This is a genomic window from Halomonas sp. MS1 (assembly GCF_024182575.1).
GTDB lineage: Bacteria > Pseudomonadota > Gammaproteobacteria > Pseudomonadales > Halomonadaceae > Vreelandella.
On sequence record NZ_CP098926.1, the window covers coordinates 658879 to 672721 of the forward strand.

The following is a 13843-nucleotide window of genomic DNA, read 5'->3' on the forward strand; positions in this document are numbered from 1 at the left end:
GACAATGAGGTCAGCATGCTAGTCACCCCGACCCTGTTGCTGGCCGGATGTGAACGCACGTTGAATGCCTTGCTTGCCCGTGATCCGGCTGCGCCTGCGCGCTTGTCTGCGTTAGCAGGGAGTCGACTACTGGTAAGGCTTGAAAAGCCTCACCTTCAGTTGGTGCTGCACTATCACCATGCGGGGATTGATCTGCTGCGTGGCGATGATCTAGACGAAACTGACGTCGACGCCATCGTCGAGCTCACTCCTGAAACGCTCTCTGAGTGGTTAAGTGGTGCCTCCATTGAGCGGTTGATGTTTGATGGCAAGCTTTCTGTGCGTGGCCGTATCCACCTCCTGGAAGCCACCCGCGACCTGCTCTTTGATCTGGATATCGACTGGGAAGGCGAGCTAGCTCGCTGGTTGGGGGATATGCCCGCCCATTCACTGGCCGAAGGTATCCGACGCGCCGCGCGCTGGGGGCTAAGAGCGAAAGATGAGCTGCTGCAAGACGTTTCTGAATACGTATTTGAAGAAGCCCGCATACTCCCTGGCCGCCAACAGCGCGATGTACTCCGCGATCATTTGACCGAGCTAGAGATCGCAACCGACCGCCTGGAAGCCAAGCTCAATCGCCTGCATAAGCGTTTGACACAGTTGACGGCCAGCCAGTCGCCAAACAAGCAGCCACACCTCGAGGAGCCGCACTGATGAGCCTGCGGTTATTGAAGATCTCTTGGATAGTGGCTCGCCATCGCTTAGATACGTTGATACCCGTTGAGCGGCTGCCGTTCTGGCTACGTGCCTTAATGACGCTTTCGCCTCTAAAACTGCTTCCTGTCGGGCAGCGCAGTCGCGGCGAGCGACTGCGCCTGGCCTTGGAAGCGCTAGGGCCGATTTTTATTAAATTTGGCCAAATGCTCTCGACCCGTCGAGACCTATTGCCCGAAGACATCGCCAATGAATTAAAACGGCTGCAAGACCAAGTGCCGCCCTTCCCCGGCGAACTAGCCGCTGCACGGGTCGAAAAAGAGCTTGAAATGTCGCTTGTAGAGGCATTTGCCGCCTTTGACCGAGTGCCTTTGGCGTCAGCATCGATTGCCCAGGTGCATGCGGCAACGCTGCATAGCGGCGAAGATGTCGTCGTCAAAATTATTCGCCCCGGCATCGAGCGCATTATGCGTCAGGATATGGCGCTGATGTATCAAATCGCTAAGTTGCTGGGTAAAGTGCCTGACGCAAAACGCTTACGCCCCGTAGAAGTGATTCGTGATTACGAAGCCACCTTATTTGACGAACTTGATCTCTACAAAGAAGCGGCAAACACATCGCAACTTAAGCGTAACTTCAAAGACTCACCGCTGCTGTTTGTACCGACAATCTATTGGTCATACACCCGCCGCCATGTCATGGTCCAGGAGCGCATTCGCGGCGTACCAGTGGCTGATTTAGATACCCTTATTGCGCGTGGAACTAACCTTAAGAAGCTGGCTGAACGCGGCGTAGAAATCTTCTTCACCCAGGTCTTCCGCGATAACTTCTTCCATGCCGATATGCACCCCGGCAATATCTTTGTTAACTGCGATGATCCTGAAGATCCACAGTATATCGCCATCGACTGCGGCATCGTGGGGAGCCTTACTCGAGAAGATCAAGACTACCTAGCGCGCAATCTACTAGCCTTTTTCCATCAAGATTATTACGAAGTAGCAGCGTTACATATTGAGTCCGGCTGGGTGGGCGAAAACACCCGCGCTAACGAGTTCGCAGCCGCTATTCGTACCGTATGCGAGCCCATTCTTGAAAAGCCGCTAAAAGATATTTCGTTTGGGCAGGTGCTGTTAGGACTGTTTCAAACAGCACGACGTTTTAATATGGAAGTACAGCCACAGTTAGTATTGTTGCAAAAAACGCTGCTTAACATCGAAGGGCTGGGTCGTCAGCTTTATCCTGACCTGGATCTGTGGAGCACGGCGAAGCCATATCTAGAAAAGTGGATGAAACAGCGCGCGGGTATCGGCGGCCTTTGGGAGTCGCTCAAACGCCAAGCGCCGGAGCTTTCTCATCAGTTGCCTGAGCTACCCGTGCTAGCGCATCAGGCACTGAGTCGAATGGAGCATGAACACCGCCAGCGTCATCAGCAAGTAACCTCAATTAGTGACGTTCAGCAGCAACTGACGCGCCAGCATAAGCGTCATTACCGACTGCGTATCGGCCTTATTTTGCTTGCTATTGCCCTGGCTTGGCAGCCGCTGAGCAGTTGGGCATCGGCTCAAGAGTGGCCTGTCTTAGCCGCTGCGGGAGTAGGTTTGTTGCTGCTGCTATGGCAATGAAACATTCTGGCAGTAAGATAAAGCGTCTCAGTGTCGCCCTTGGCGAAAGCACTGATCTTTGGCGAAAGCGCTGTGATGATTGATAAAAGGATGCCTATGACTGATTCTACCCAGACGACGCAAGTGCTAGATGCACTCGCGGAGGTCTTAAAGCAGCGTCGACATGCTTGTGCAGAAGATTCTTATGTTGCCTCCTTGCATCATAAGGGTTTGAACAAGATACTCGAAAAAGTCGGCGAAGAGGCGACCGAAACAATTTTGGCTGCTAAAGATGCCGAGCACGGCGGCGAACAGGCGCATCAAGCTGTGATCGCTGAAACCGCCGACCTGTGGTTTCATAGTTTGGTGATGCTGTCGCACCTTGAACTGGACCATCAGCGCGTTTTAGATGAGCTAGCACGGCGGTTTGGTATTTCTGGTCATGACGAAAAAGCGTCCCGCACACAACGTTAACCTGCACTGATGAGGAAATGCATATGTTAGGTGGTATCAGTATTTGGCAGTTGCTGATTGTTCTGGGCATTATCATCCTAATTTTCGGCACCAAGAAACTGCGTAATGTGGGCACCGACTTAGGCGGTGCAGTCAAAGGCTTTAAGAAGGCCATTAACGAAGAAGAGAAAGACGGCGACAAAAAAGATGCTGACCAACCTCAGGCGAAAGTAAGCCACGAAGAGGCTGGTAACACCTACGATGTTCAAGCAGAAGAGAAGCGTGCCGCCGAAGAACGCCCCACAGAACGTAACGAAGAGCGCAAATAACCCATGCTGGATATCGGCTTTCTTGAACTGATGCTGATTGGTATCGTCGGGCTTCTGGTGCTTGGCCCAGAGCGCCTGCCTAGAGCGGCTCGCACAGCAGGCATGTGGATTGGCAAAATCAAGCGTACGGTATCCGGTATGCAGCGCGAAATCAGCGCTCAGTTGGAAGCAGAGGAGTTGCGTCAAAAACTCAACGAGCAACAGAAAAAGCTCGATGACAGTCTCAAAAAAGCCAAGCAGGATGTTGAGAGCATTGCCGACGCCCCCTCTTCTTCCAGCACTTCGACACAAGCGACCCAAAACGAGACCGAGCAGCGGGTTGCCAACGCGAGTGCTCGGCTAGATGATGCCCTGCAAACAGTACGCGAAGACACGCCAGCAGCCTCTTCCTCAACGTCTCATCAACGTGCTACCGATGAACTGCGCGCGGTGAATCCTAGCGGCAAGAGTGAGCCTAGCAATAATGCTAAGCAAGCGGATGTGGAAAATGCCGATATTAAAAAAGCGGATCTTACAAAGGCGGATCTTACAAAGGCAGATCTTACAAAGGATAGTAATCACCAATGAGCATGTCTGGCGATTCCCAGGAGCCACGTAAAGACCAAGGCCAAGCGCCTCTTATTGAGCACCTGATTGAACTACGCTCGCGGCTTATGAAAGCGGTCGTGGTTGTATTAGTCGTATTTCTTGGCCTTTATGCCTTTGCTAATGACATCTACAGCTTTGTGGCTGAGCCATTAATGGCACTGTTGCCAGAAGGCTCACAGATGATCGCCACAGAGGTAGCCTCGCCCTTCTTGGCGCCCTTCAAACTAACCCTGGTAGTCGCCGTCTTTATCGCTATCCCCTTCGTACTGCACCAAGCATGGGCGTTTGTAGCACCTGGGCTTTACGATAACGAAAAAGCGCTGGCGATACCCATTCTGGTCTCCAGCATAGCGCTATTTTACGCTGGGGCGGCCTTCGCTTATTACGTGGTTTTTCCGCTGCTCTTTGAGTTTTTCACCCAGACCGGGCCGGAAAACGTGGCGGTAATGACCGATATTAATCAGTATCTGAACTTTGTACTGAAGCTGTTTTTCGCCTTTGGTGTTGCGTTTGAAATCCCCATCGCAACATTTCTGTTGATCCTGTCTGGTGCGACCACGGTCGAAAGCCTTTCAAAAAAGCGCCCCTACATTATTTTAGGCTGCTTTGTGGTGGGCATGCTGCTTACCCCTCCCGACATTATTTCTCAAAGTCTGTTAGCGATACCGATGTACCTACTTTATGAGGTGGGCCTACTGTTTGGCCGGTTGGTACGCCGTAAAGCAAAGGCGGATGACGCTGACGAACAAGAGACCTAAAAGCACTATTAAAGGCGATACACCGCTCAAAAAAAGCCTCTGCCATGGGAACATGACAGAGGCTTTTTGCTCTTCATACGAGAGGCTTTTTGCTCTTCATACGAGAGGCTTTTTGCCCCTCATACGAATAGCCAATTACCTAGAAAATATTAGCCCATCATTTCATCAATGCGGTCTACCAACTTAAAGATACCTGTTGCGGCCTCACTGATACGGGTCGCCAGCATATAAGCAGGCGTCGTTACCACCCGGTGCTCATGATCCACCACAATGTCTTCTACGCCACAGCTGCGGTGCAGGCCACCCATCGCACTAATGGCGCCAGAAACACTCGGATCATGACCAATGGTCACGGCCACCCCTTCGCCAAGTAGGCGCGGGACCAAAACAGGAGAAATACACATCAGGCCAATGGGTTTTGCCTCTTCCTTAAAGCCTACCAGCGCCTCTTTTACGCTCTCAAGTACCTGCATACTGTCGCCCTTGTCGGCAAAATCAGACAGGTTTTTAGCGACACCAAAGCCACCAGGAACAATGACCGCATCAAAGTCGTCAGCATCTAGCTCAGTAATCGGGCTAATATCACCCCGGGCAAGGCGCGCAGACTCCTGCAACACATTGCGCTGCTCACCCTCAACAGGCTCTTGGGTTAAGTGGTTAATCACATGATGCTGAGCGACATCCGGCGCAAAGCAGCGATAGCCAATCCCTAACTGATCAAGGCGCAGCAGCGTTAGCGTTGTTTCATAGATTTCAGAACCATCAAAAACGCCGCAGCCTGCTAATACGATTGCTACCTGTTTGGTCATGCTTATCTCCTTATCGTAGCGCTTATTATCGCTGTTAAATCGTCGCCACTTAGCGTCGCTGAGTGGCTCACTTTAGTCAGTCTATAAAGCCACTACAAGCCAGCTATCACAAGCCTGCTTTCGCTGCAGTGCAGGACTGATATACTCACGTTAGGCCTTTTAAGGCACCTACTATTCGATTGACTATGCGATTGTTTGGAGAAAGCCGTTGAACACCTCTGCTCCCCGTCATTTCCCTGCCACCCGACTTCGCCGTATGCGTCGCGACGATTTCTCCCGTCGCTTAATGCAGGAGTCGACGCTAACACCCAGCGATTTAATTTTGCCGGTTTTTGTACTGGAAGGCGAAAATCAACGCGAAGCAATTGCCTCAATGCCCGGTGTTGAGCGTCTTTCCATCGACCTGTTGATTGAGCAGGCACGTGAGGCCCACGCGCTGGGTATTCCTGCCCTGGCGCTCTTCCCCGTTATCGATACTGAGCAAAAAAGCGAGTTAGCGGAAGAGGCTTACAACGCTAACGGTCTTGTCCAGCGTAGTGTGCGGGCGCTAAAAGAAGCGCTACCAGAGCTTGGCATTATTACCGATGTCGCCCTTGACCCCTATACTAGCCACGGACAGGACGGCATTCTTGATGAGCACGGCTATGTGCAAAATGACCGCACAGTGGATACGCTGCTCAAACAAGCGCTCTCCCACGCCGAAGCAGGCGCCGATGTCGTAGCCCCCTCCGATATGATGGATGGCCGCATCGGCGCCATCCGCCAAGTGTTAGAGCAAGAACACCTGCATAATGTGCGTATTATGGCGTATAGCGCTAAGTATGCCTCTAAGTATTACGGCCCCTTCCGTGATGCAGTCGGGTCTGCCACTAACCTTGGCAAAGCAGATAAACGCACCTATCAGATGGATCCTGCCAATAGCGATGAAGCGCTGCATGAAGTGGCTATGGATATCGCCGAAGGCGCCGATATGGTGATGGTGAAACCCGGTATGCCTTACTTGGATATCGTACGCCGTGTAAAAAGCGAACTCCAAGTACCGACATTTGCTTACCAAGTCAGCGGTGAATACGCCATGCATCGCGCTGCTTTCGATAACGGCTGGCTTGAGGCCGAACCGGTGATTCTTGAGTCACTGATGTGCTTCAAGCGCGCAGGAGCTGATGGAATTTTAACCTATTTTGCGTTAGAAGCAGCACGCTTATTGCAGCGTTAGTTTAGTAGATCAGTCCGTAAAGATGACAAACCAGTGACACTAGTTTGTCATCTTTTCCCGGCATACTCCTATCAACAGCAATTATCACGCTATGATGAGTATGAACCACCACCGGGGGGGCAACCATGGACGATCAATCAGCAGATTCCACGCCAGTATTTTCTAGCGAGTCAACGAACGCTGCAAACGAGACAGTAAGTGGCGAGGGAGAAGCTTTGCCATTGCGCATCAATCGTACCCCCACCGGAGTTCACGCGAAAGAGTCTCATTTGGAGGCGGATCTTGACGATCCGCAGCTCTACTTCAATCGCGAGCTTTCTCATCTGCAATTCAATATCCGGGTGCTTGAACAAGCCCTGGACGATGCGCATCCGCTACTTAACCGTCTGATGTTTCTGCTGATCTTTTCATCCAACATGGATGAGTTTTTTGAGATAAGAGTCGCTGGGCTTAAACACCAAATGGCACTAGGCGACGATACCACCGCCGCTGATGGCCGCTTACCCAAGGCTGTGTTGGCAGAAATTTCGGATATCGCGCATCAGCAAATTGCCCGCCAATATCAAATATTGAACGAAACACTGCTGCCCGCGCTGGAAGCTCAGGGATTACGCTTTCGTCGTCGCGATCAGTGGACCGACGAGCAAAAAGCCTGGGTGAAAGATTTTTTTGATAACGAGATCATGCCGGTCATCAGCCCCATTGGCTTAGATCCTTCCCACCCGTTCCCGCGCTTGGTTAATAAAAGCCTCAACTTCATTGTTGAGCTAGAGGGAAAGGACGCCTTTGGCCGGGCTGGCGGTATGGCAATACTGCCAGCACCCCGCTCACTGCCTCGTTTGATGGCGCTGCCTAAAGCGCTATGTGCAGAAGGCTTCTCCGAGTATATTTTCTTATCGTCGATGATTCACGCACATGCAGAGGAACTCTTCCCCGGCATGCGTGTGCGCGGTTGTTATCAGTTCCGGCTGACCCGCAATGCCGATATGACCGTCGACCCAGAAGAGGTCTCAGACTTGGCCTCAGCGCTACGTGGCGAGCTATTAGCCCGCCGCTATGGCAGCGGTGTTCGCCTTGAAGTCGCTGATAATTGTCCAGATGACTTGATCAGTTTCTTGCTGCGCCAGTTTGAGCTAGAAAGCAGCGATTTATACCGTGTTCAAGGGCCGGTAAATTTGACCCGCATGATGGCGGTTCTCGGCGATGTCGACCGACCAGAGCTACTCTACCGCCCTTACTCACCTAGCGTGCCAAAAGCATTAAAAGGTGGCAGCCTGTTTAGCGCTATTGCCAAAAGCGATATTCTGCTTCACCACCCGTTCCAGTCCTTTTCACCTATCGAAGATTTACTGCGCGAGGCTGCACGCGATCCGGACGTACTGGCAATCAAGCAGACGCTGTACCGTACAGGCGCAGACTCAACGATAGTGAGTGCTCTGGTCGATGCCGCTAGCCAAGGCAAAGAAGTTACCGTTGTTATCGAGCTGCGGGCGCGTTTCGATGAGGCCGACAATCTTCAGTTAGCATCACGCCTGCAAGAAGCCGGCGCCATCGTGATTTACGGCATCATGGCCTATAAAACCCACGCCAAAATGCTGCATATCGTGCGACGTGAGAAGGGCGAGCTGCGCCACTACGCACATTTAGGTACCGGCAACTACCACTCTAAAACCGCCAAACTATATACCGATTACAGCTTGCTGACTGCCAATACAGCGCTATGCGCGGACGTGCATAAGGTGTTCCAGCAGCTTTCTGGCATGGGCCGCGCGCGCAAGATCGATACCCTGCTCCACGCCCCCTTTACGCTTCACGAGCGCTTAGTCGAAATGATTGACCGTGAAGCTCAGGTGGCGCTTAAAGGTAAGCGTGGGCATATCATTATTAAGTGCAATTCGTTAACAGAGCCCAAGCTTATCAAAGCGCTTTATCGCGCCTCGCAAGCAGGCGTAGAGTGCGACCTAATCATTCGCGGCATGTGCTGTTTGAAACCCGGTATCGAGGGTGTTTCAGAGAATATCCGCGTGCGGTCGATTATTGGGCGCTTTTTAGAACATACCCGTGTTTTCCACTTCCACAATGACGGCAAGCCAGAAACGTGGTGTTCAAGCGCTGATTTTATGTCACGCAATATGTTCCATCGCGTAGAAACCTGTTTCCCGTTATTGGATAAAAAGCTGGCCACCCGAGTACGTAAAGATTTGGAAACCTATCTGGTCGATAACTGCCAAAGCTGGCTACTACAAAGCGACGGCAGCTATCAGCTGCAGAGCCCTGGCAATGGCGACCCGATCAGCGCCCAGGAAACACTGCTCTATGCCTACGCCTCTAAAAGCTAGCTATCACCGCTAGAGAAACAGTAAGCCCCGCTGCCTGTTGCAGCGGGGCTTAAATGATAAGTAGATGTGTTCAGAACTACCTATATTTAGAACTACCTATGTTCAGAATTAACTTTTACCACCCCTACTTACTTATCTAGCGGGTGATCAGCTAATTACGCATAACGCTGACGTAGTTGATTGGCCGCTTCCACCATATTCGCCAATGCAGGCTCTACTTCTGCCCAACCACGGGTTTTTAGACCACAGTCTGGGTTCACCCACAGCCGCTCGGCAGGGATTTTCTCCAGCGCTTTTTCCATCAGCGCCACCATCCACGCAACATCCGGAATATTAGGCGTGTGGATATCATAAACCCCTGGCCCAATTTCGTTCGGGTATGCAAAATCCTGGAAAGCGTCCAGCAACTCCATATCGGAACGCGACGTTTCAATAGTAATCACATCCGCGTCTAGTGCAGCGATGGCACCAATGATGTCGTTGAACTCCGAATAGCACATGTGGGTATGAATTTGGGTGCTATCCTTAACGCCAGCAGCGCTTAGCTGGAAGCTTTCTACCGCCCAATCCAAATAGGACTGCCACTCGTGCTGGCGCAGCGGTAAGCCTTCACGTAGCGCGGGCTCATCAATTTGAATGATCCGAATACCGGCTTTTTCCAAATCTAATACTTCGTCACGCAGCGCCAGGGCGATCTGGCGGCAGGTGGTTGCGCGGGGTTGATCATCACGCACAAACGACCACTGCAAAATCGTCACAGGCCCTGTCAGCATGCCTTTCATGGGCTTATCCGTGAGCGATTGGGCATATTCGCTCCACTTCACTGTCATCGGCACTGGACGGGTGACATCACCAAAAATAATCGGTGGTTTCACACAACGAGAGCCATAACTTTGTACCCAGCCAAAGCGCGTAAAGGCAAAGCCTTCTAACTGCTCACCAAAGTACTCCACCATGTCATTACGTTCAGCCTCACCATGGACAGGCACATCAAGCCCTAGTGCTTGCTGGCGCTCTACGACGAAGGCAATTTCCTCTCGCATGCGGGCTTCATAATCCGTTTGGCTCAGTTCACCGGCTTTAAATGCCCGACGAGCAGCGCGTATCTCACCTGTTTGCGGAAAAGAACCAATGGTGGTGGTGGGAAACAGCGGTAACGCAAGCGCTCTGCGCTGCGCTGCTGCTCGGGCAACGTAAGGTGATTGGCGTTGGCTATCTTGAGCCGTTATTGCTGCTAGACGTGAGCTGACAGCAGGCTGATGAATTCGGGTTGATTCACGACGCTTATCCAAAGCATACGTTGCTTCGCTCACCCGCTGTTCATCGACAGGCGTTGTGCGATTATCAATGAGCCGAGCGAGGGTCACCACCTCATCCAGTTTTTGCCGGGCAAATGCTAACCAGCCGACCAGCTCGCTCTCTAGCTCGGTTTCTTGGGATAAGTCTACCGGCACGTGCAGCAACGAGCAGCTGGGCGCCAGCCATAACCGCTGCCCTAAACGCACTTTTAAGGGCAGCAAACGCTCACGTAGGGCTGCCAAATCAGCACGCCAGATATTACGGCCATCGACTAAGCCAATTGAGAGCACTTGATGAGGGCTTAAACGATCAATCACGCTCTCTACCTGGCCCGGCGCACGCACAGCATCAATATGCAACCCAGCCACTGGCAGGCGAGTGGTTAGCGAAAGGTTATCACCCAGCGCACCAAAGTAACTGGCAACGAGTAGCTTCAGCGGCGCCGACTGCAGGCGATGATAGGCGCGCTCATACGCTTGCTGCCACGCCAACGGCAAGTCTTGCACCAGAGCAGGCTCGTCAAGCTGCACCCACTCAATACCTTGAGTGGCTAAGCGTGCCAGAATTTCGCTATACACATCCAGTACGCTGTCTAACAGGCTCAGCCGGTCAAACTCACTACCTTTAGTCTTACCCAGCCATAGCCAAGTAAGCGGGCCGGTTAGCGTAACTTTCGGCGTAAAGCCCGCCTGTAAAGCTTCATCTACTTCATTAAATAAGCGGTCAGACGCTAGCGTAAACGTCTGCCCCTCATGCAGCTCAGGTACTAAGTAGTGGTAGTTGGTATCAAAGTACTTGGTCATTTCGCAAGCAGCTGCGGGTGTCCCGCTAGGGGCGCGGCCACGGGCCATGCGAAACGCGGTATCCAAATCAACGTTGCCTGCGCTAACTTCGTGCTGGGCATTAAAACGCGCGGGCACCGCTCCCAGCATGACGGAAACATTAAGTACCTGGTCGTAAAATGCAAAATCGCCAACACTGATAAAGTCGAGGCCCGCGTTTTGTTGGGTCTGCCAATGAGAAAGCCTGAGCGCCTGACCTGTTGCTTCAAGGTCTCCCCGTGAGATGTCTCCTTTCCAATAGGCTTCGGTGGCTTTTTTAAGTTCGCGCTGAGCGCCAATTCGGGGATAGCCGAGAATATGAGAAACTGTCATGATGAAACCTTTCAACGTGAATGATTTCGCACAGTCTGCTCACCCCACAAAGATGAATCAAACTAAAGTTTTTAATATTAATCATGAAAAACACTCACAATGATTGAATTACGCCACCTGCGCACGCTGCTTGCCCTCCGGGAAACCGGTTCTTTAGTGGAGGCTGCTGAGCGGGTTCACCTAACGCAGTCGGCACTTTCCCATCAGCTAAAAGACTTGGAAGGTCGCGTTGACAGCGCGCTGTTTGTACGTAAAACGCGCCCAGTAGAATTCACTCGGGCGGGTCTTCGCCTATTGGCCCTGGCGGATGAGATTTTGCCTGAGGTGCGTAAAGCTGAGCGCGACTTAGCTCGCTTAGCAGGTACCGAACAGGGGCGATTACACATGGCGATCGAGTGCCACAGCTGTTTCCAGTGGCTGATGCCAACGGTGGATTATTTTCGCGACCATTGGCCAGAGGTGGAAATCGATATCCCCAGCGGTCACCACTTCGACCCACTCCCTGCCCTTGCTAGAGAGCAGTTAGACTTGGTAATTACCGCTGACCCTCAGCCACTGGAAGGGGTTCACTACGTACCGCTGTTTCGTTATGAGGGACTGCTGGCGGTTGCTCGACAGCATGCCTTTGCCGGCCAGCCATTTATCGAACCACAAGCGTTAGCCGAGGAGACGCTAATCACCTACCCAGTCGAACACTCCCGGCTAGATGTGTTTACCCAGTTTTTGTCTCCCGCCAATGTACGACCACAGGAAATTCGCACCGCAGAGCTGACCATCATGATGATGCAGCTTGTTGCCAGCGGTAGAGGCGTCTGCGCGCTACCCAACTGGGCGCTCACCGAGTATTTAGAGCGGGATTACGTTAGCGCCGTAAAACTGGGCGAGAACGGCATTTGGAGCACACTTTATGCTGCCATTCGGGAGGAAAATATAGAAGCGCCTTGGATGCAGGATTTTTTGCGCACCGCTAAAGAGACGTCATTTGCGGTGCTGTCAGGTATTAAACCGGCAACTCGCGACGAGGAATCAGCAGCGTAAAGCGCGCGCCGCCCAGTGTAGGGCTGGTATCAACAGTGACGCTACCGCCATGGCCTGCGATAATTTTTTGCACAATGGATAAACCTAGCCCGTAGCCCCCAGAGCTGCGGGCTCGACTGTCGTCAAGTCTGGCAAACGGCTTAAAGATATCGCTACGCGCTTCGGGTGGTATGCCGGGCCCATCATCCTCAATATCAATACGTACAAGGTGAGGCTCATCCCATAGGCGAATCACTACTTGCGACTTGCCATAGCGACAGGCATTGCTGACAAGGTTCTGCAACGCTCGTTGTAAATAGCGAGGTTCGGCGTACAACTCAACTTCAGCACTACCATCCAGCGTTAACGATAGGCTTTGGTGCAACGGTGACAGCGTATCGATGACTCGCTCAGCCATTGCCCGACACTCAACCAACGCCATTTCTAATTCAACGCCATTGTTCGACTCCCCCCCCAGGCGAGCATAGGTGAGAATTTCGTCTACCAATTCGTCTAGTTCGGCAATATCAGCATCAATCCCCTGAAGCTGACGGCGAATCGCAGGTTGGTCGGTCATATCTTCGACCATTTGCACCGCAAACCGTATACGGGCCACCGGCGTGCGTAATTCATGAGAGACCGCACGAATCATCTCTTGCTGGCCTCTTAACAAGCTCTGAACTTGATTCGCCATCCCATTGAATGCCATGCCCAAGCGGCCTAAAAAGTCTCCGCTTTCCACTTTCACCCGGGTTTCTAAGCGCCCGCTAGCGATTCTAGTCGCAGCAAGCTCTAACCGCGCCATACGCGATTCAATGCTGCGCATAATTAAGTAAATAATCAGGCTAAGCACCACCATCAAGCCTACCAACAAAGGTAAGTGCAAATTGACCGGCAGCGTATCACCACGAGAGGTCGGCCCCGCTTGCAACCACTGATTATCACCAGGCACCCGGTAAAGCAGCATCAGCGAGAGCTTATCCGACACCAGCCGCGTCAGCACGCCTCCCTGAGCGAGTTGAAACTGCTGTTCTGGAGTAAGGTCTGAGGGCGGCGTTGAAAGCAGGACAAGTGGCCAGCCACCCGCGTCTAGCGAAGCGATGGCGTCGGCCCTCGCCTCATGCGGCATGCTAGCAAGCCACTCTCCGAGCAGTATCATGCTGCCCTGCCACTGGCGCTCGCTCCAGGCGGCAAACGTTGCTTCCAGCATCCACTCATCGTTAGGTATACGTTGCCGTAACCGCCAGGGCTCTTCAGCAACTAATACCGTGCCTCGCTCGACGCGAGCTTGTTCAAAGTAGTTAAGTCCCACACTCTCAATACGCTTAAGTGAGAGCTGCATACCCAGCCGTTCCGAAAAGCGGGCAAGCATGGTTTCTCTTTCAGCCACCGGACTTGACGCTAACTGCTGCGTCATTAACGACATCGGCAATGCGGCGAGCTGTTCACGATAATCTTCTCGACGAATCTGCTCGATAAAAGAACGCCCGCCCAATGCAATAAAAAATACCACGCATAGTGCTAACCCCAGCAGAAGATAAAACCTTAAAAAAGAACCGTGGCCCAGCACTCGCCGCATGCGGTTAA

The 13843-nt window shown here is 52.4% G+C and carries 12 protein-coding genes and 1 pseudogene; 10 read left to right on the top strand and 3 right to left on the bottom strand.

Going from position 1 to position 13843, the window contains the following annotated elements:
- Positions 1-15: 15 nt before the first annotated feature.
- From NF683_RS03060 to tatC, 7 genes and pseudogenes are all read left to right on the top strand, one after another.
- Positions 16-693, top strand: coding sequence for a ubiquinone biosynthesis accessory factor UbiJ (locus NF683_RS03060; RefSeq protein ID WP_089039795.1), 678 nt, complete (start codon positions 16-18; stop codon positions 691-693).
- Positions 693-2315 carry a ubiquinone biosynthesis regulatory protein kinase UbiB gene (gene ubiB, locus NF683_RS03065; RefSeq protein ID WP_253921232.1) on the top strand — a complete coding sequence of 541 codons (1623 nt, stop codon included), beginning with the start codon at positions 693-695 and terminating at the stop codon, positions 2313-2315. Before NF683_RS03060 ends, ubiB begins: the two co-directional genes overlap by 1 nt.
- 96 nt (positions 2316-2411) lie before the next feature.
- Positions 2412-2768, top strand: coding sequence for a phosphoribosyl-ATP diphosphatase (locus tag NF683_RS03070; protein WP_038486243.1), 357 nt, complete (start codon positions 2412-2414; stop codon positions 2766-2768).
- Positions 2769-2791: 23 nt separating this feature from the next.
- The gene (gene tatA, locus NF683_RS03075; protein WP_089039797.1) at positions 2792-3076 is read left to right on the top strand and encodes a Sec-independent protein translocase subunit TatA; all 285 of its coding nucleotides are present in this window, start codon (positions 2792-2794) and stop codon (positions 3074-3076) included.
- Between the two features lie 3 nt (positions 3077-3079).
- Positions 3080-3469: pseudogene (tatB, locus tag NF683_RS03080) on the top strand (Sec-independent protein translocase protein TatB); the annotation flags it as partial.
- Positions 3470-3505: 36 nt separating this feature from the next.
- Positions 3506-3643, top strand: a complete 138-nt coding sequence (locus NF683_RS21405) for a pentapeptide repeat-containing protein (protein WP_442311382.1) — start codon at positions 3506-3508, stop codon at positions 3641-3643.
- A complete protein-coding gene (gene tatC / locus NF683_RS03085; protein ID WP_089039799.1) occupies positions 3640-4422 on the top strand; it encodes a twin-arginine translocase subunit TatC in 783 nt (260 codons plus the stop codon). The genes NF683_RS21405 and tatC overlap by 4 nt, the downstream gene beginning before the upstream one ends.
- Positions 4423-4571: 149 nt before the next feature.
- Here the strand turns inward: tatC and elbB are convergent, their stop codons facing one another.
- Positions 4572-5231, bottom strand: a complete 660-nt coding sequence (elbB, locus tag NF683_RS03090) for an isoprenoid biosynthesis glyoxalase ElbB (RefSeq protein WP_089039800.1) — start codon at positions 5229-5231, stop codon at positions 4572-4574.
- 208 nt (positions 5232-5439) lie between these two features.
- Here elbB and hemB point away from each other — a divergent pair, with 208 nt between their 5' ends.
- Positions 5440-6447 (top strand): porphobilinogen synthase, encoded by a 1008-nt coding sequence (gene hemB / locus NF683_RS03095; RefSeq protein WP_089039801.1) that lies wholly within the window; start codon positions 5440-5442, stop codon positions 6445-6447.
- Between the two features lie 125 nt (positions 6448-6572).
- Complete coding sequence (gene ppk1, locus NF683_RS03100; RefSeq protein WP_089039802.1) at positions 6573-8786, top strand: polyphosphate kinase 1; 2214 nt, start codon at positions 6573-6575, stop codon at positions 8784-8786.
- Between the two features lie 155 nt (positions 8787-8941).
- Here ppk1 and metE read toward each other — a convergent pair whose 3' ends face one another.
- Positions 8942-11239: a 5-methyltetrahydropteroyltriglutamate--homocysteine S-methyltransferase gene (gene metE, locus NF683_RS03105; protein WP_253921234.1), complete on the bottom strand. Its 2298-nt coding sequence runs from the start codon at positions 11237-11239 to the stop codon at positions 8942-8944.
- Positions 11240-11338: 99 nt separating this feature from the next.
- Here metE and NF683_RS03110 point away from each other — a divergent pair, with 99 nt between their 5' ends.
- Entirely contained in the window at positions 11339-12277 is a 939-nt protein-coding gene (locus NF683_RS03110; protein ID WP_253921235.1) for a LysR family transcriptional regulator, read from the top strand.
- Here the strand turns inward: NF683_RS03110 and NF683_RS03115 are convergent.
- Positions 12240-13835, bottom strand: coding sequence for an ATP-binding protein (locus NF683_RS03115; RefSeq protein WP_089039805.1), 1596 nt, complete (start codon positions 13833-13835; stop codon positions 12240-12242). The genes NF683_RS03110 and NF683_RS03115 overlap by 38 nt on opposite strands.
- Between the last annotated feature and the right edge of the window lie 8 nt (positions 13836-13843).